At 66.0% G+C, this 18,200-nt stretch carries 17 protein-coding genes; 5 read left to right on the forward strand and 12 right to left on the reverse strand.

All coding sequences use genetic code 11. The features are described 5' to 3' along the window. Positions 1 to 139 precede the first annotated feature (139 nt). The 5 genes from AB0B25_RS24065 (at position 140) to AB0B25_RS24085 (ending at position 6,974) form a co-directional block, all read left to right on the forward strand. Complete coding sequence (locus AB0B25_RS24065) at positions 140 to 928, forward strand: enoyl-CoA hydratase-related protein (RefSeq protein WP_357183496.1); 789 nt, start codon at positions 140 to 142, stop codon at positions 926 to 928. 31 nt (positions 929 to 959) lie between these two features. After that, a complete protein-coding gene (locus tag AB0B25_RS24070; protein WP_357183499.1) occupies positions 960 to 1,934 on the forward strand; it encodes an ABC transporter substrate-binding protein in 975 nt (324 codons plus the stop codon). Positions 1,935 to 2,075: 141 nt separating this feature from the next. Then, positions 2,076 to 4,421: a CoA transferase gene (locus AB0B25_RS24075; protein ID WP_357183502.1), complete on the forward strand. Its 2,346-nt coding sequence runs from the start codon at positions 2,076 to 2,078 to the stop codon at positions 4,419 to 4,421. 44 nt (positions 4,422 to 4,465) lie between these two features. Next, positions 4,466 to 5,413, forward strand: a complete 948-nt coding sequence (locus AB0B25_RS24080; RefSeq protein WP_357183505.1) for a zinc-binding dehydrogenase — start codon at positions 4,466 to 4,468, stop codon at positions 5,411 to 5,413. Between the two features lie 4 nt (positions 5,414 to 5,417). Next, positions 5,418 to 6,974: an AMP-binding protein gene (locus AB0B25_RS24085; RefSeq protein ID WP_357183507.1), complete on the forward strand. Its 1,557-nt coding sequence runs from the start codon at positions 5,418 to 5,420 to the stop codon at positions 6,972 to 6,974. Positions 6,975 to 6,986: 12 nt separating this feature from the next. Here the strand turns inward: AB0B25_RS24085 and AB0B25_RS24090 are convergent, their stop codons facing one another. From AB0B25_RS24090 to AB0B25_RS24145, 12 genes are all read right to left on the reverse strand, one after another. Continuing rightward, on the reverse strand, positions 6,987 to 7,883 hold the full coding sequence (locus tag AB0B25_RS24090) for an IclR family transcriptional regulator (RefSeq protein ID WP_357183510.1): 897 nt from the start codon (positions 7,881 to 7,883) through the stop codon (positions 6,987 to 6,989). A gap of 116 nt (positions 7,884 to 7,999) precedes the next feature. Further along, positions 8,000 to 8,848, reverse strand: coding sequence for an alpha/beta hydrolase (locus AB0B25_RS24095; RefSeq protein WP_357183513.1), 849 nt, complete (start codon positions 8,846 to 8,848; stop codon positions 8,000 to 8,002). Then, entirely contained in the window at positions 8,848 to 9,168 is a 321-nt protein-coding gene (gene fdxA / locus AB0B25_RS24100; RefSeq protein WP_357183515.1) for a ferredoxin, read from the reverse strand. The genes AB0B25_RS24095 and fdxA overlap by 1 nt, the downstream gene beginning before the upstream one ends. A gap of 3 nt (positions 9,169 to 9,171) precedes the next feature. Further along, positions 9,172 to 10,182 carry an NAD(P)/FAD-dependent oxidoreductase gene (locus AB0B25_RS24105; RefSeq protein ID WP_357183518.1) on the reverse strand — a complete coding sequence of 337 codons (1,011 nt, stop codon included), beginning with the start codon at positions 10,180 to 10,182 and terminating at the stop codon, positions 9,172 to 9,174. A gap of 161 nt (positions 10,183 to 10,343) precedes the next feature. Then, positions 10,344 to 11,129: a class II aldolase/adducin family protein gene (locus tag AB0B25_RS24110; RefSeq protein ID WP_357183521.1), complete on the reverse strand. Its 786-nt coding sequence runs from the start codon at positions 11,127 to 11,129 to the stop codon at positions 10,344 to 10,346. A 13-nt stretch (positions 11,130 to 11,142) separates the two neighbouring features. Further along, the gene (locus AB0B25_RS24115; RefSeq protein ID WP_357183524.1) at positions 11,143 to 11,979 is read right to left on the reverse strand and encodes an ABC transporter permease; all 837 of its coding nucleotides are present in this window, start codon (positions 11,977 to 11,979) and stop codon (positions 11,143 to 11,145) included. Continuing rightward, positions 11,976 to 12,782, reverse strand: a complete 807-nt coding sequence (locus AB0B25_RS24120) for an ABC transporter ATP-binding protein (RefSeq protein ID WP_357183526.1) — start codon at positions 12,780 to 12,782, stop codon at positions 11,976 to 11,978. Before AB0B25_RS24120 ends, AB0B25_RS24115 begins: the two co-directional genes overlap by 4 nt. Next, positions 12,779 to 13,762 (reverse strand): ABC transporter substrate-binding protein, encoded by a 984-nt coding sequence (locus AB0B25_RS24125; RefSeq protein WP_357183529.1) that lies wholly within the window; start codon positions 13,760 to 13,762, stop codon positions 12,779 to 12,781. The genes AB0B25_RS24120 and AB0B25_RS24125 overlap by 4 nt, the downstream gene beginning before the upstream one ends. 201 nt (positions 13,763 to 13,963) lie before the next feature. Next, complete coding sequence (locus AB0B25_RS24130) at positions 13,964 to 14,917, reverse strand: NAD(P)-dependent oxidoreductase (protein ID WP_357183531.1); 954 nt, start codon at positions 14,915 to 14,917, stop codon at positions 13,964 to 13,966. Positions 14,918 to 15,006: 89 nt separating this feature from the next. Continuing rightward, complete coding sequence (locus tag AB0B25_RS24135) at positions 15,007 to 15,879, reverse strand: alpha/beta fold hydrolase (RefSeq protein ID WP_357183534.1); 873 nt, start codon at positions 15,877 to 15,879, stop codon at positions 15,007 to 15,009. Next, entirely contained in the window at positions 15,876 to 16,844 is a 969-nt protein-coding gene (locus AB0B25_RS24140) for a catechol 1,2-dioxygenase (protein WP_357183537.1), read from the reverse strand. Before AB0B25_RS24140 ends, AB0B25_RS24135 begins: the two co-directional genes overlap by 4 nt. Further along, positions 16,844 to 18,190: a deacylase gene (locus AB0B25_RS24145; protein ID WP_357183540.1), complete on the reverse strand. Its 1,347-nt coding sequence runs from the start codon at positions 18,188 to 18,190 to the stop codon at positions 16,844 to 16,846. The genes AB0B25_RS24140 and AB0B25_RS24145 overlap by 1 nt, the downstream gene beginning before the upstream one ends. Positions 18,191 to 18,200: the final 10 nt, after the last annotated feature.

Genomic DNA, 18,200 nt, shown 5'->3' on the forward strand with positions numbered 1-18,200 from the left:
GGAATCTGCAGGAACTTAAAGGAGTGCGCTGCTGGTTTACTCACCGAACCCTCGTTCGTGTCGTCACCGCCCGGTGGGTCGATACTGGCTTGTCACCGAATCTGTTCAACCGTCACTTCCACATCGAGGTAGGTACCTGATGCCCGAGCCATCGAGACTCACCGCTTTCCTCCGATCAACGGTGTCGGACGGGATCGCGACGATCACCATCGACCGGCCGCCGGCAAACGCCTTCGACCCCACTGTGATCGCGGAATTCCTGAGCGTGCTGCCGCCGCTCGTCGACGACCCCGACGTGCGGTGCATCGTTGTTCGGGGCACCGGCCGGTTCTTCGTGGCAGGCGCCGATATCGCGGTCATGCGTGACCTCACCGAGGCCACGCAGCGTGCGATGCGCCCGTGGGTCGATGTGCAGCGGTTGCTCGAGACCGCCCCGAAGCCCGTGCTGGCAGCCCTGAACGGGCATGCGCTCGGCGGCGGCGCCGAACTGGCTCTGGCCTGTGACATGAGTGTGATGGCGGAGTCGGCGACCATGGGCTTTCCCGAGATCTCCCTCGGTCTGTTCCCGGGTGCGGGTGGCAGCCAACGTCTGCCCCGGCTTCTCGGTGCGCACCGGGCCAAGCTGCTGATGATCGAGGGCACCCGGCTCACCGCCGCGGACGCACTGCGCATCGGACTGGTGGACCGGGTTGTCGCCGACGCCGAGTTCGACGAGCACATCCGATCGACCGCGCGCACGCTCGCGGACCAGCCGACCCGGACGATCGGCCTGCTCAAACGTGTTGTGCAGGAGGGCGCGGCGCTGCCCCTCGATCAAGCGCTGGACCTCGAATTCGCCGCGGTGCTCGAGCTGATCGCAACCGCTGACGCCGCGGAGGGTCTGCAGGCGTTCCTCGACAAACGCAAGCCGACATTCACCGGCCGCTGATATACGCACTGGGAAACTCGAAGGGATCCAGATGAAGAAGAAGTTCTGGCGACGCGCAGCGGCAGCGGTGGCGGTTCTCGCCGCAATAGTTGCCGCTACCACGGCCTGTTCCCGGCCCGCCACCAACAACGCCGCGGCCACCGCGGGCGAACGGGTGCGCATCTCGGTGGGTGTCGACCCGTCCTATGCACCGTTCTTCCTGGCCGACCGCGAAGGGTTGTTCAAAGAGGCAGGTCTCGATGTACAAATCATCCAGACCGAGGGTGGTGCGGCAGGCGCGCAGAACGTCGTCGCGGGGACATCGGAAATGTCCGGGAATGCCAACTCGACCGCGCTGACCGTCATGGCCGGTAACCCCAAGCTCCGTGCACTGGGTGTGTACGAGGAGTCCGACCGGTACTTCCAAGTGGTTCTGCGCGACGGTGTCACGCCCAACTCGATCAAGACCATGGGTGTCTTCCCCGGCATCGGGCTGTACTTCACCGACCTGTACCTGAAGAGTCTCGGGCTCGATCCCGCCTCGATCGCTCTGGTGACGACGAGTCCCCCCGAACAGCCCGCGCTGCTGGCGCGCGGCGACATCGACGGCTTCATCTCGTTCGACCCCTGGATCTCGCAGGCGGTCGGCAAGGGAAGTCACGTCGTCGGGACGACGGGTGATTTCGGGGCCAAGTACTCGCAGTGGCTCGTCGCGTCGGACAGCTGGCTGTCCGCGCACAAGGAACTCGCCGGCCGCGTGTTCCGCGTGGTGGCGCAGGCTGCCGACATCGTCGCCGAGGATCCGGAGCGGGCTGGGAAGGCCGTGGCCGCAGCCATTCAGATGGATCCAGTCGAAGCTCGCAAACAGGTCACCCAGATCGACTTCCGAGGACGGGATTTCACGCCCGATGATCTCGAGCAGGCGCGACAGTTGGTCGATTTCTTCCGTGGCCAAGGCAAACTCAACGGTGACGTCGACCCGCAGAAAGTGCTGCTGAGCGGCTGGTTCGACCAGAACGCCAAGTAACCGACCGCCCCGCTGTGCTGACCGGGCCGGTACGGGTCCGGTCAGCAGAACGCAACCATCCCGCTCCGCTCGGCCCGGTCATAGTGTCGGTCCCACGCTCCCGGCGGGAGGGCACGCACACCAGTTCGGAATGGAGCCACCGTGGTCGAATCCACTATTCGTGTCGTGGAGCTGTCGAGCCCGTTCGCCCGATTCGCCGGTCGAATTCTTGTCGGTCTCGGGTACGAGGTCATCCTCGTCGAACCCCCGGAGGGCGACCCGACGCGCCGCGAACTCGACGGGTACGCCTTCGCCCACTGGCATGCGGGTAAGCGCTCGGTCGTGCTCGACCTGTCCACCGACACCGACCGAGGTGTATTCGACGACTTGGTCGCGGGGGCGGACATCCTTCTCGACGGCAGCGACGTCGGTGCGGAACCGTCCGTATCCCAGCATGATTCGCTCGTCCATGTCCGGGTCACACCCTTCGGTGTGAGCGGCCCACGAAGCGGGTGGGCGGCGACGAACCTCACGGTGGCTGCGCTGGGCGGGATGATGGCGCAGGTCGGCGAGCCGGATGGTGCCCCGTTGAGCCTGCCCGAAGGGCAGGCCGAGCAACTCGCCGGGGTCAATGCGGCGATCGGTGCGCTGTTGGGTTTGCGGGCCAGGCGGTTCGGCCGCGCACCGGTGGTCGATATCTCGGCCCAGGAGTGTGTCGCGGCGAGCCTGGAGGCGGGAACACTGGCATACGTACACGAAGACCGTGTTCCGGGTCGGCCGGGCCGAGTGCACCCACTGGTCCCACACGGGTTGTTCCGCGCCGCCGACGGGTTTCTCGGGGGCGGACTCGGCGGCAGTCCCCGAATGTGGGACGCGACGTTGCAGTGGCTGATCGAAGAAGGCGTCCAGGACGACTTGGATGACCCACGCTGGAGTGATCCCGTCGAACGCAAGACGCACCAGGCGCACCTGTTCGAGGTTCTGCAGCGCTTCCTGTCGAAATGGCCGAAGGAAGAGTTCGCTGTTCGCGCGCAGGAACGCAAACTTCCGTGGGCGGCGGTGGACGGACCCGCCGAACTGCTGATCAACCCCCAGTTGAATGATCGGGACTTCTTCCTCGATGTGGTCTCCGGGGACGAGGTGACCCGTGATCTCGGATTCGGATTCGCCTTCCCCGAGGGGCGGCGGGTTCGTGAGCTCACGGTCTCAGGACTCGGCGCCGACCAGTCGCTGACAACCGAATCCCGCACCCGCACAGCGGTATCCACCGCCGAGGCGGGGCCGGGCAGACGCAGTCTCGACGGGATCCGAGTACTCGATCTGACCTGGGTTCTCGCCGGTCCGTACTGCACCCGAATCCTCGCCGACCACGGTGCCGAAGTCATCAAGGTCGAATCGTCGGGTCGGCCGGACCCGACCCGGTTCGCCCCCGCCATGCACCTGTCGCGCGGGCCGCACAACGATCCCGACACCAGCGGCTACTTCAACGACGTCAACCGCAACAAGCGCAGTATCACCCTCAACACCCGTTCGGCCGAGGGGCTCGAGGTGCTCGCCGACCTGATTTCCGAGAGCGACGTCGTGATCGAGAATTTCAGCTCGTCGGTGATGGAGAAGATGGGACTCGGCTATGAGCGGCTGCGTGCACTGCGTCCCGACATCGTCTATGTCTCGATGTCCGGCATGGGCCATACCGGTCCGCGTAGTAGTTGGGTGTCGTACGCGGACATCGTGTCGGCCAGCACGGGGCTGACGGCGTTGACGGGATGGAGCGCCGACGAAGTTGTCGGCGTCATCTACGGTCACGGCGATATCGTGGCCGGTCTGCAGGCGGCGACCGCTACTGTGGCGGCGCTCGAACACCGGGATCGCACCGGCCGAGGCCAGCACGTCGACCTGTCCCAACTCGAGGCGATGGCCGCGCACATGGGGACCAGCGTCATTCAGTCCACCGGCACGGGTCGACTGCCGGAGCCGACCGGGAACGCCCATCCCGGGTTCGCGCCGCACGGCGTGTTCCGCTGTCTGGGCCCGGACCGCTGGGTGGCGATCGCCGTGCGGGACGAGGCCGATTGGCGGGCCTTGTGTGCGCTGATCGATCGCCCGGAGTGGGCAGCGGCCGAAGGCTATCGCACGGCTGGGCAACGCAGGGCTCGCAATCCGGAGATCGCGGCGGCGGTCACGGCGTGGACCAGGACCCTGCCCGCCGACGCGGTCACCGAGTTGCTGCAGCGGGCGGGCGTGCCCGCGGGCACCGTGCAGGACGGCAGAGACCTGATCGAGGCCGACGCTCATCTGCGCGCCCGCGGTTTCTTCGTGCGGCGAACACACCCGCGCGCGGGCGCGTTCCTGCACGAGGGTGTCCCTGTCCGGCTCGATCGAGCGTCCGGTGCAGTACGCAGCGCCGCACCGCTTCTGGGCGCCGATACCGACTCGGTTCTCGGCGACATACTGCGGTACCCGCAGGACAAGATCGCACGTCTTCGTGCGGATTCGGTTCTGTCGTGAACCATCTGTCCTGAACCACTCGCACCCTCACCCGAAGGAGATCCATGCGCGCCGCGCGGTTACACAGTTTCGGTCAGAGCCCCGTCATCGACGAGGTCGACATTCCCACCCGTGCGGCAGGGCAGACGCTGGTCCGGATCGACGCGGCAGCACTCGGCCACCTCGATATGACCGTCGCGAGCGGGAAGTTCAACGTCAAGCCTTCGCTGCCGCACATCGGCGGCACCGACGGCGCTGCGACAGTGGTCGAATCGGAGACGTTCGCGCCGGGAACCAGGGTGCTGGTACGCGGCGGCGGCATCGGTCTGTTCAAGAACGGATGCTGGGCGGAGTACCTGGTGGCGGCTGATAAAGCGTTCACGCCGTTCGATTCCGCTCTCGCGCCGGAGGTGGCCGCGACGTTCTTTTTGCCGAGCACCACCGGGTATGTGGCCGTGAACGATGTCGCCGAGGTCCGTCCCGGTGAACGGGTCGTGATTTCCGGCGCCTCGGGCGCGGTCGGCTCGATGGCCGCTCAGTTCGCGCAGCTCGCCGGTGCCGGAGAGGTGATCGGGATCGTTCCCCGGCCGGATCAGGTGTCGTTGCTTCCCGCCGGTGTCCGGCCGGTCGTGGGTCGCGGCGCGGAACTGGCGAAGGAGCTCGGTGACGGTTCCGTGGCCGACGTGCTCATCGATACGCTCGGTGGCGACTCTCTTCCACCGCTGCTCGAGCGGGTCGAACCGGGCGGACGGGCCGCGCTGATCGGGTACACGCTGGGCACCGAGCTGACACTCGATCTGCCCAACTGGCTGCTCAGTGACGTTCAGATCCTGCCGGTCAACATGATGCGCAGGACAGCCCGACAGGCCGAGCTCGCCCCTGAACTGATCGGCAAGCTGGTGGCGGGTGAGGTGTCGCTCGCGGTGCAGGCATTCCCGCTCGATCAGATCGCCGAGGCCCTGCAGTTGATGCGGGAGGGCAAGGTGGCCGGGCGCGCCGTAGTCGTACCCTGAGCTGATGCCTGCACCGAACATGTGGTCGCGGCTGCCGGCGGCGATGACCATTCCGGCGCTGCTCATCGCCAGGGCCGAGGAGTGTGGCGATCGGATCGCCGTGCGCGCCGGCGCCGTCGCGGTGAGCTATCGCGCACTGGCACACCGGGCGTCGTCCATGGCGGACGCCCTGCACGCGCATGGTGTTCGGGCCGGTGACCGGGTTGCCGCACTGACGGGCAATCGCCTCGAACTCGTCGATCTCGTTCTCGGTTGCAGCTGGTTGGGCGCCACGGCGGTTCCGCTCAACGTCGCGTTGCGGGGCGATGGTTTGGCGCATGTACTCGTCGAGTCCGGCGCACGGTGGTTACTCGTCGAGCCGCGGTACGTCGAAGACGTTGAGTCGAGCGGATTCACGGGTGAATGCTGGATCGTCGGTTCCGCGTCCGCGCCGTGCGTCGACAGCGCCGACCTCGGTCCACTTCGTGATCCGACGCCGGCTGACGCTCTCGATATCGCCGCGGTGCTGTTCACTTCGGGCACCACCGGGATGCCGAAAGGCGTGCGCTGCCCGCACGCCCAGTTCCTTTGGTGGGGTGACGGGGTCGGACGGTCACTCGGCCTCGGAACCGGCGATGTTTTGTACACTTGCCTTCCCCTGTTCCACACCAACGCCCTCGGCGCCCTGTTCCAGGCCCTGGTGTGTCGCAGCACCTTCGTCCTCGGGGAACGATTCTCGGCAAGCCGCTACTGGGCCGACGTGGCGGAGTCCGGTGCGACCGTGATCTACCTGCTGGGCGCGATGGTGGCCATGCTGATGAACCGGCCGCCGTCTGCGATCGATCGTGCCCACCGCGTCACCCGGTCGCTGTCGCCCGCGACGCCGGCGCACCTGTACGAGCCGTTCCGGATCCGTTTCGGCATCGAACTCGTCGATGGATTCGGCAGCACCGAGACCAACCTGGTCCTGGGGTCGATGCCGGGCTGCCGCCGGGACGGTTTCATCGGCACGGTGATGGACGGTTACGAAGCCGCCGTTGTCGACGAAGGCGCGGCCGTCCCCGACGGCACCCCGGGCGAGTTGGTGGTCCGTAGTCTGCGTCGCGGCGGGTTCGCTCAGGGATACTTGGGTGATCCGACCCCAGCGGCGGGTACCTGGCTCCTTACCGGCGACCGGGTTGTCCGTGGATCCGACGGCTGGTTCCGATTCGTGGATCGCATCAAGGACGTGATCCGCCGCCGCGGCGAGAACATCTCGGCGACCGAGGTGGAGTCGGTACTGGCGCGACATCCCGGCGTCGCGCAGGTGGCGGTGTTCGCGGTGCCGTCCACGCTGGCCGAGGACGAGATCATGGCGGCGGTCGTGCCGCGCGACGGCGGCACCCTCGACCCCGCCGATCTGTTGCGCTTCGGCGAGCACAACCTGGCCTACTTCGCGCTTCCCCGCTACGTCGACGTTGTTGCGGCGCTACCGCTCACCGAGACGGGCAAGGTGCGCAAGCCGGAACTGCGCTCGCGCGGCGTCGGTCCGGACACCTGGGATGCCCAGCGGCAGGGGTTCCGGCCGACGCGAGAGCGATGAACGAATCCGGGATTATTTTCCGCAGCCGTTGAACGAACACATCGCGGGACTGCACGCGCGGTCGCGGCCTGCGCCGTCGCCCGTCGAGTGGGTGCATCTCATCGCATGCAATGTCCGGGTGATCCCGACGCCGGCGGTCCGGAGGGCGCCGGTGATCCGACTGACATTGAGCCGGGCGGTCGGCGCGGTGACCGACAGCGCGCCGGCCAGCGTCCGAGGGCCACTGAACACCGGGACGGCGACGCTCATGTAGCCGAGCCGGGTCTCCTCGACCTCGACAGCCAGTTGATCCTTACGCATCCGCTCGAGTTGCTGTCGCAGCACGCCGACCGACATCGTGGTGCGGTTGGTAAGCGCGGTGAGTCCCTGTTCGACGACTTCGTCGAACACCGACTGGGGAGAAAATGCCAGAATCATCTTTCCGGTGGCCGTGCAGTAGAGCGGTAATCTGCCGGCCACGCGGGACTGCTGATTGAGTCCGCGATGCCCGACGATCTTCTCGATGTAGAGCACGTCGATACCGTCGCGAACCGCGAAATGCACTGTCTCCTGCGTGGCCAGCAGCAGATCCTCCATGTAGGGCAGTGCCGCGTCACGCAGGATGCGCTGTCGGGGTACCAGTTGACCCAGCTCGAACAGCCGCAGCCCGAGCCGATACTTCGTTCCCGCCCGTTCGAGTAGGCCCCACTCCACCAACTCTCCGGCCAGCCGATGCACCGTCGCCTTCGCGACGCCACTGCGGCGGGCGAGTTCGGTCAACGACAGGTCGTTGTGCTGACTGTCGAACGCATCGAGGATCAGGCGCGCCTTGCCGAGCACGGAGGACATGTCCCCGCTGGTTTGCTGAACGGCCGACTTGATGGGTACTACCGATCCGAGTTCCGTGGATCGTCGTGCGGCTGTGGTCAACGGGTTGCCTCCTGGCCGGTCGAGGTCGAACGAGCGTTGTCACGACAAGCGACGCGCTCACCTGACGTTGCGACGCTACGGTACCGCTACGGCGAGAAACACGTCACATGGTCCGGTCAGTGGACTCGTTCCACGGAATTTACATTCGGCGGTGCGGTCCAGAGGGTTGCCAGGAAGTCGCGAACCGCTGACGCCACCGCTGCCGCCTCGCGTTCGACAAGTGCCACCGTGCCGTTCTCGATGACGACGCGGCGCACCGAGGCCGCGCCCGTCAGACGTGCCTGGAGGATCGGGAGGTTCGGCATCGAGAACGGGTCGTCGCTCGCGCCGATCAGCAGCACCGGCGCGCGCACCGCTCCGATCCGATCCTCCATCCGGTAACGAGCGCACGCCCGGTGGCCCTCCGCCGGATCGACTCCGGGTGCGAGCGCGTCGCGGATGAACCGGTCGAGCAGTCCGGCGACCGGCTGCGGGTAGTACGGTCGACGCCGGTCCCACAAGGTCTGCAGGTGTGCCCCGTCCTCGCTTTGCTCGGCCTGGTCGACACCCACCGCGACGGCGTGGTCGGCGCGATACCGCTCATCCGCCCACGGGCACGACGACAGCATCACCGCACCGATTCGGTGGCTGTGCTGGGCGGCCATCTCCATTGCCACGGCTGCGCCGGTGTGGTGTCCTAGGACGGCGGCGAACTCGACACCGAGTGCGTCCAACAGTTCCCACGCCCCACGCGCGAAGACCTCGATGGTCTGCGGTGCCGGCAGCGTGGCGCTGGCGCCGAAACCCACCATGTCCATGGCGATCACCCGGTGATCGACAGCGAGCAGGGGAATCAATTCTCGGAACTCGTCCCAGGACCGAGGAGTCTGGTGCAGCAGCAGCAGCACCGGACCGTCACCCTGCTCGGCGTAGTGCAGTTGACCGAATGACGTATCCGCGTAGGCGAATCGGAGGTCGGCGCCCATCAGTACGCCGCGACCATCGGTGTGTCGACGCCGATCACGTCGATCTTCGCGGCGCCACCGGGATTGCCCACGGGTTCGGTGCGGGTCGGCAAGATGTCCAGGAAGAACCGTTTGTTGTCCTCTTTGAATTCGGGCTCGGCCTTCCGATCTACCGTGATCGCCTCGACGGGGCACGCCAGTTCGCAGGCGCCGCAGTCGATGCATTCGTTCGGATTGATGTACAGCTTGCGGTCGCCTTCGTAGATGCAGTCGACCGGGCATTCCTCCATGCACGAGCGATCGGTGTAGTCGATGCAGGCCTCGCCTATCACGAAAGCCATTGTTCAGCCCTCCTGTTCGGTGGAATGTCCGGGAAAGATCTCCGCGTCGGGGTCGAGCGCGGCTGCGGCGTTGTTGACGGCGGTGGCGGCTTCGCCGAAGCCGACGGAGATGAGCCGCACTTTTCCGGGATAGTCGGTGATGTCGCCGGCCGCGTAGACGCGCGCGACGTTGGTTTGCATGCGGGTGTTCACGACGATGTGCCGGGAGTCGATGTCGATCCCCCAGTCCGTCATCGGACCCAGATCCGCGGTGAAACCCAGTGCCGCGATCACCGATTGTGCGGGAAGGGTGGTCGTGGACTTGTCGAGCTTGTGGGCGATGTCCACTTCGGTGATCCAGCCGTTGCCGCGGACGTCCGCGACGTCGGCGTTGACCAGGACCTGCACCGAGCTGTCGTACACCTTGGTCACGCTCGATTTGTGGGCGCGGAACTTGTCGCGCCGATGCACCAGGGTGACGGAGTTGGCGATCGGTTCCAGGTGCATCGCCCAGTCGAAGGCGCTGTCGCCGCCGCCGACGATCACCACATCCCTGCCCTGGTGTGCCGACAGGTCGGGCACGAAATAGCTGAGTCCACGATCGAGGAAATCGAGCCCTTTCGTCAACGGACGGGGTGTGAAGGTGCCGATTCCGCCGGTGATGATCACCGCACCCGCGGTGATGGTGCGGCCCTTGCTGGTTCCCACGACCGCGTTGCCGGACACGTCGTGGGCCAGGCTCTGTGCCTGTTCTCCCATCAGGTAGATCGGATCGAACGGCGCCGCCTGCTTCAGGAGTCCTGCGATGAGATCGCGTCCCTTGACGGCGGGAAAGCCGGCGATGTCGAGGATCGCCTTCTCCGGGTACATCGCGCTGACCTGACCGCCCGGCTCCGCGAGTGCGTCGACCACGGCGACGCGAAGGCCGCGGAAGCCCGCGTAGTACGCGGCGTAGAGCCCTGCCGGGCCGGCTCCGATGACCAGAATATCGACGTCGAGTTCGGTATCCGTCGACGAGGAGGACGATGTATTCACTGGTGGAACGCTAATCAGCGTGCGGCGCTTCATACATGAAATCGGTCCGGTCAGCAGACTGCGTTCGTCCTGGTGGTGGCACACGAAAACGGGCCCGTCGGCCATGGGTGTGGCCGACGGGCCCGCGATAACGGACAGCGCGCATCCGGGTGTGTGACCGGTCAGGCGCCGAAGATCTCCGGTTCCTCCGCGGCGATCTTCTGGATGATCGTCGAGTAGGCGAACCAGCCGACCTTCTCGGTGCCCACTGCCTCATAGGTCTGGGCAGCGATCTTGTCGTGCAGTGTGACCGGTTCCCCCGCCGCGCGTGCGGCGAGTTCGGCCTGCATCGACCGTTCCATCGAGACGTACCACCACACCGCGCTCTCCACCGACGTGCCTACGGTCAGGTGTCCGTGGTTGCTCAGGATCACCGCCTTGTTGGCGCCGAGCGCCTGCGCGATCCGTCGGCCTTCCTCCTCGTCCAGCGCGACACCGTGGTATTCCTCGTAGATCGAGTGGTCGTCGTAGAACGCGCATGCGTCCTGCGTGATCGGCGTGAGCAGCCGGTGCAGTGAGGAGAACGCCTTACCCTGCAGTCCGTGGGCGTGGACGGCGCCGATCACATCGGGTCGGGCCTCGTGCACCTTCGAGTGGATGACGAACGCGGCACGGTTGAGTGGTCCTTCTCCGGACAGGATCGTGCCGTCGGAGTCCACATGCAACAGTTCGTCGGGCATCACCTTGGAGAAGTGACGTCCGAACGGCGCTGTCCAGAAGGTATCGGTGCGCTCCGGGTCGCGCGCGGTGATGTGGCCGGAGATCCCCTCGTCGAGCCCGAACCGCGACAGGATGCGATAGCCGCCGATCACCGCCACCTTGCGGCGATGCCGCTCCTGGTCGAGAGTCGCCGACTCCGGTGCTCCGGGAATGCCGGCCAGTTCGGCGATCGTCGGGGATTGAGTCATTGTGTGCTCCTACTCATTTGACGCCGTAACGGGAGAGGAACGTCGTCGAGAAGATCCGCAGGATGCGGTCGAAGATGAAACCCATGATGCCGAGAACGATGATTCCGACGAACGTCCAATCGATGCGGCCGTAGTTTCGGGCCTGCCAGATCATCGAGCCGATCCCGTGATCGGCAGCGACGATCTCGGCGGAGACGATGGTCAAGAAGCTGTTACCCATCGCCAGCCGGGCGCCGGTCACGATGCCAGGAACCGCCGAGGGCAGCACGACGGTCTTCATGAGCTGAAACTTGTTCGCACCCAGACTGGTCGCGGCCTGGAATTTGTTCTCACTGATCGCGACGGTGGCGGCGATCGTGCTCACCGTGACGATGAACACCGAGGTGTAGAAGATCAGGACGACCTTGGAGGTCTCGCCGATCCCGAACCACACCACCGCGAGCGTCACGAAGGCGATCGGCGGGATGAAACGGAAGAACTCGATGTAGGGATCCAGCAGTTGACGCACGATGTTGACGCGCCCCATCAGGATTCCGATCGGTGCGCCGATCACGACACCGAGACTCCAGCCGATGAGGATCCGCTGCGCCGATGCCCAGATCGAGGTCCACAGCACCCCGCGCTGCGCGAGTTCGACCGCGGCCGTCCACACCGCGGCCGGGGAAGCGATGGTCGTGGGCCCGTACCACCACGCGAGAAACGACCAGACGGCGAGACCGAGCACAGCCGAGGCCACCCACAGCAACACGGTGCGCGTCGCCTGGCCGGCGACACTCGCCGATTTGCTCAGGGTCCGTCTCGACCTCGCTTTTCCAGCCGGTACTGCCGGCCTCTGTACGACCGCGGTCATAGCACGTCCTCTTCGATACCCTGATTGCGCAACGACGTCACGACCTCGGCGCGGATGTCGTCGCGCAGTTGTTCATACAGATCGATCACATCCGGATGCGTGCGGTCCCGCGGTCGCGGGGCGTGCACCTCGTAGATGCTCTTGATGCGTGCCTGTGGTCCGGCGGACATCACCACCACTCGATCGGCGAGCGTGAGTGCCTCGTCGATGTCGTGGGTGACGAAGACGACGGTGCAGCCGGTGTGCCGCCAGATCTTGTCCAACTCGATCTGCAACACCTGTCGGGTTTGCGCGTCCAGGGCGCCGAACGGCTCGTCCATCAAGACGAGCGAAGGCTGATTGGCCAGGACCCGGGCGATCTGCACCCGCTGGCGCATACCGCCCGACAGCTGGGACGGGAATTTCTCACCCGAATGCGGCAGACCCACCATAGCGAGGTATTCGGCCGCGATCCGTGCTTGCTCAGCTCGACTCGCACCGTGCATGCGCGGGCCATACGAGACATTCTGGTTGACGGTCATCCATTCGAAGAGCGCTTCCGAACTTTGGAAGACCATGCCCGCGTGCGCATTGCTTCCCTTGACCTGTTCACCGTCGCAGAATATTTCGCCCGCGGTCGGTTGGATGAATCCGGCCATCGACGAAAGCAGCGTCGACTTTCCGCACCCGCTGGGGCCGAGGAGGCAGATGAATTCTCCCTCCCGGACGTGCAGGTCGATTCCCGAAACGATCTCTGCAGCACCGAAGCTGATCCCGAGATCTCTGATGTCTACGGGAACACCTTTGATCGCTGTCACACTCATTGAGCACTCTTCTTGTACCAGTCGACGAGCATCGTCGATTTGAGGTCGGGCTGCACGGTCATCACGCCGATCTTCCTGTAGAAATCGACCACCGATTGGGCTGCGTCGATATCGCCGGGGGCGAGATTTTCGACAGCGAAGTCGATTTCGTCGACTGCGGTGACGGTCTGGTCCTGGGCGACATTGACCGCGGATTCCGTCGCGGTGGCGGCCAGCTTGGGGTCTGATTCGACCAGTTGCGTTGCCTTGTCCAGAACCTGGGCGACCTTGCGGGCCGTCGCGTCGTTCGCACTCAACCACGGCTGTGTGGTGATTGCCCAGTGGTGGTAGAACCAGTCGAAATCGCCCGTTCGCGCGACGACGTGTCCGGTGCCCTGGCTCAGCGCGGCAGCCGGCCACGGCTCCCACATCACGTAGCCGTCGATATCGCCGCGGCCGAGCAACGCGGGCATATCGTTCGGGGTGGCCGTGACCATCTTGACCGAATCGGGCGAAACGCCGTTTGCCTCGAGGTACTTGTTGGTCGAGATCTGACTCAGCCCGGGAACGATACCCATCGTCTTGACCTCCGCCGCCGACTCGACGCCGTTGCGCAGGACGACCTTGATGTACCGGCCCGACGCCTCGTATGCGTACATCGCGCGCAGCGACGGGTTCTGCTGGAGTTGCTGAATCGTGGTGGTGTCGGAGCTTCCGGCGATCTGAACCTGACCGGTAGCGAGGGCGTCGACCGCTTCACCGCCGCGCCCGAACTGCACCAGCTGCACATTCAGGCCCGCATCCTTGAACAGACCTTTCTTGTCGGCGACGAAGAACGGTGCGTAGGAAGCGTCGATGCCGACCGCAATCCGGACAGGTCCGCTACCTGCCGTATCGGCGGTGCTCTGCGTTGCCGGGCGACTGCACGCACCGACGGTCATCGTGAGAAGTACTGCCGCCGACGCGAGAGCAGTTTTGCCGAGTTGGGATCGCCAGGCCATGTGCCGACACCTTCGTTCTGTGATCTGGGCCGCAATTGCGGGCTTTGTGTGAAGCAACCTAACCGCGGTGACCAGGCCCGAGAATCATCTCGGTCCGCCGTGCGGACCATGGACCAGAACTTACCTCGACGCAACTCGGGGCGCCCATACGGTGTGGTTTCGGAAAACATCCTTGAAACATTTCGGCCGCCGGATTTCTGTCTACAGCGTCCATCGCGGTCGACCGCCTGCGCACACCCGTGCCACATTCTCGGCGGTCATCGCATAGATACGTCGTCGCGCTGTACCGCTCCCCCCGGCGACATGCGGGCTCAGCAATACGGTGTCGAGGGTGCGCAGGGGGCTGTCGGAGCGGAGCGGTTCGCCGGCGAACACGTCGAGTGCGGCTGCGGCCACGGCGCCCGAACGCAGCGCCGCGACGAGTGCCGATTCGTCCACCACGTGTCCGCGCGCGACGTTCACGACCAGCGCCCCGGCCGGCAGCCTCGACAGCTCTGCGGCAGCGAGCAGCCCGTGCGTCTGCGTGGTCAACGGCACCGCTACCACCAGTACCTCGGCGAACGGCAGCAAGTCGTCCATCGGCAGGTAGCGTGCTGTCGCGTCCTGGTGGCGGGTTCGCGCGGTGTAGGCGACCTCGCATCCGAACGCGCCGAACAGCGATGCGCACCGGCGTCCGACCGCGCCGAAGCCGACGATCCCGACCCGGAGTTCACCGAGGTCACGGCAGCCCCTCGCCAGTATCGCCTCCTGGGGCCAGCGTCCGGCGGAGACTTCCGCGTGGGCCCAGGGCATGGACCTGCTCAGGCTTGCCGCCGCGACCACCGCCCATTCGGCGACGGACGCCGCGTTGGCGCCCGGGGTGTTGGCTACCGGGACCCCCACGGCGGCCCACGCGGCCAGGTCGATGAAGTTCACGCCGGCCCCGGGTTGCTGAATCAGTTTCAGTCGGCCGGCGAGAGCCGCCTCGGTCGCGCCCAGGGGCAGTGCGCCACTCCAATCGCCGACCACGATATCGGCATCCGGCAGCAATTCGCGCAGCTCATCGACCGTCCGGTAGGTCGGACGCACCACCTGCCCGGCCCCGCCGACGGCCGCGCGGATCGCCGCACCGAGCCCGTCGTCCTCATCCGTGGCCAACACTACGATCCGGTTCATCGGCCGTCCTACTCTCTATCTGCTATGCGCCGCGGGCCGGCCACGCGCGCGATGCGTGGTCGGCCCGCAGCAGCACGGCCTGGATCAACTCAGGCCGATGCCTTCGCCTGCGCGGACGCCTTCGCCAGAAAGTCCAGGCTCAGTGGGTTGTACGACGCTGCCTGCTCGTGCTGCGGCCAGTGACCGCACTCGGCGTAGAGCTGCAACTGGGCGCCGGGAATGTCTTCGGCCATCTTCTTGGCTTCCGGCACGTCGCCGAACGGATTCTCGTGGCCCCAGACCACCAGGGTGGGTGCTTGAATTTTCGCGAGACGCTCCGGACGCAGCAGGTTGCGTTGACGGATCTCCATCTCCTGCAGGGACAGCAGGTTGTGGATGTTCGCGACGAAGTCCGGCTGGTGGTAGATCCGGTGTCGGACCTCGACGAGTTCCTCGGTGGCATCAGCCGGGTCGTGCATCAGCAGCCGGAGGCGGGCCCTGGTGAGTTCGATGTCGTCGCTGCGCACCGCGTTGGTGGTGGAGGTCTTGATCCGTTCCATGATGGTGGGGTTCGCGACGGTGCCACCGGCGGCGAGTAGTTGCAGTGACAGCACCCGGTCGGGCTGCTCGCTGGCGAGGTGAGCGGCGACCCAGCCACCGAGCGACTCGCCCACCAGGTGGGCCCGCTCGATCCCGACGGCATCGAGGTAGTCGACCAGATGCTGCACGTAGCGGGGGATCTCGTAGGGGTAGTCCGGCTTTCCCGTGTAGCCGTGGCCGAGCATATCGATGGCGTGGCACTGGTAATGCGGCGCGTGCGCGGCGATGTTGCGGGCGAACGCTTCGAGGTGGCCGCTGGTGCCGTGCAGGAACACCACCGCCTCGTCCCCGGAACCGGCTTGCAGCGCGCGGGTGGGGATGCCGTTCGCGTCGACCGTCCGCAGTGTGAAGTCCAGTCCGGCCAATTCGTTCCAGATTGTCATGATTGCGTCCCTCGTGACGATGAGTGGGGGGTGGTGGGGTCGAGAACCGCAACGCCCATTCCGGTGAGCCATTCCGGAATAGCCTCATAGGCGAGGCGCTCGGCGGGGATGTAGTCCATGATCGCGGCCATCATCAACCACGTGCGCAGCTCCTGCGCGCCGTTCCCGGCCGCCTCCTCGACGTAGTTGGTGGAGTACTCGGCCAGCTCCGAACCCTTGCCGGCTACCAACAGATCGAGGACATGGTCATCGAACTCGGGAGTGATGGCGGCCTCGGCGGCTCGAATGATCTGTCGGCGCCGCACGTCATAGTCCGACCAGTTCTCCCGGCCGTCCAACCAGGCCTGGACCATGAAGTCCTCGTCCTCGCCGTGCGGGTCGCGCCAGTCCGGCCACGGCAGCCGATGGGAGAGGCCACCGGAGGCGATGACGACGACCCGCTTGTCCTGGGGGTAGCCGGCGATCGCCGCCCGCAGTGCGGTGGCGAGCTCGGCGCATCGCTGAAAGGTCGGCAACGGTGGTGCGAAGACATTGACGACCAGCGGGACGATCGGCACGTCGAGCCCGTCCAGCAAGTATTGGATCGCGTGGGATTGTCCGTGATCGATCTGCAGCCGTGCCGAGTACGCCAGGTCGAAGCGCCCGCCCTCGATCACCTCGTTCGCCAGATGCCGGGCGAAATCGACATCGACCTGCTGCGGGCCCTGCGGAGTTCCGGATTCGCCACTGGAATTCACGTCGCCCACACCCAGTGTGAAGGCGGGAATGAGATCGAGCCAGAACCCACGGAAGTGATTGGATCCGATGATCAACACGACGTCCGGCGCCGCGGCCGCGATCCGGTCCCGCGTGGCGTACAGCGCGTCCCGGAAACGACCGGCCTCCGCCTTGTGCGTGGTCTCCTCCCAGTGGGTGTTCATCAGGGTGCTGTGCGAGGCGCCGACACCCAACACGATTGTCGCCATCAGTAGCTCCCTACTTCCTCGAGTGTGCGTGTGACCGTGTCGAGGGCGACACGGATGAGATACCTGGTGAGTTTCTCCGCCTCCCGGAGGTCCACCGTGTTCATGCCCATGGCGAAGTCCACTTCGAACGGTGCGTCCGCGACCTTCGGCATACCTACCCGCACTGTGGGGATCCCACGTCCGCGCAGAATGTTCGCGTCGGTGGCGCCGCTGGCGTCGTAGAATTCCTGATGCGGCGTGGCTTCGACCGCTTCCCACGCTTCGATCGCCTTGCGGCACAGCCACATCTGCGGATCAGAGCCCTCGCCGGGAATCGCCAGGACCTGTTCCACGTCGACCCGGATGCCACCGAGGTCGGCGGCGATCTGCCGTACCGCCGCGACGAGTTCGCGTTTGGCCACAGCAGGAGTGGTGCGTGGGCTGAGCCGAAGATCGACCATCATGCGGACGTTCTCCGGAGTGAAGGACGCGGTGCGCTCCCATCCACCCCGAATGTTGGCGACCATGCCTTGCGGCAGAACCAGGCCGTCGCGGTGTGCCAGCGAATACTGCGGGAACCACTCTTCCAGCCGTGTCGCCACCGACCCGGCCAGCGCGACCGGATTCTGGTACGGCAGTCGATGGCGGGAACCCACGTAGGTGTGGCTGCCGTGCACCGTGATCTCGAACCAGGCAAGTCCGACTTCTTCCCAGGACACGGTCCATCCCGGTTTCGCGATGAGCGCGAAGTCTGCCCACACGCCCTGTTCGAGCAGGAAGGAACAGCCGACACCTTGGCCGGTGTTGCGACGCGGATTGCCCACACCGGGTCGCGCGTTGGTCGGCATCCCCCCGGCGCCGAAGCCCAACAGGAGGTCTCCGGTGAGCGGAATTCCCGCAGCGCGGATCGCTTCTCCGGCCGCCATCACACACGCCGCGTGTCCCTTGGGATTCGAGGCGCCGAGTCCGATGACGTAATCGTCGACGGACGCGGCCCGCGCGACCATGTCGGCGCGGAGCGATTCGCCGACCCACGGCAGATCTTCCTCGGCGTTGCCACTGGTCACGGTATCGATCGGGGCATACAACAGCAGATCGGGACCGGTCCCCTCGCCCGCCACTCGACCCCACGAGTTGGCCTGCCGGTCATCGAGATACATCGTGCGCGCGGCGATCCCCGCCGCCTGCAGTGTCGTGGTGATGTGTCGGGCGAGTGGTGCCTCATCGCCGGTCGGGCTGGCGATGTCGACGAGCCCGGTCACCAGCTCGCGCAGCCGGTCGCGGTTCACCTGCGCGCAGGCGGCTGCTACCCAGCGGCGACGCTGCGCATCCAGGCCCGCGAGCATATCCCCTTCGCCGACCGTCATGGATTGACCT

Source organism: Nocardia sp. NPDC049190 (assembly GCF_040648115.1).
GTDB lineage: Bacteria > Actinomycetota > Actinomycetes > Mycobacteriales > Mycobacteriaceae > Nocardia.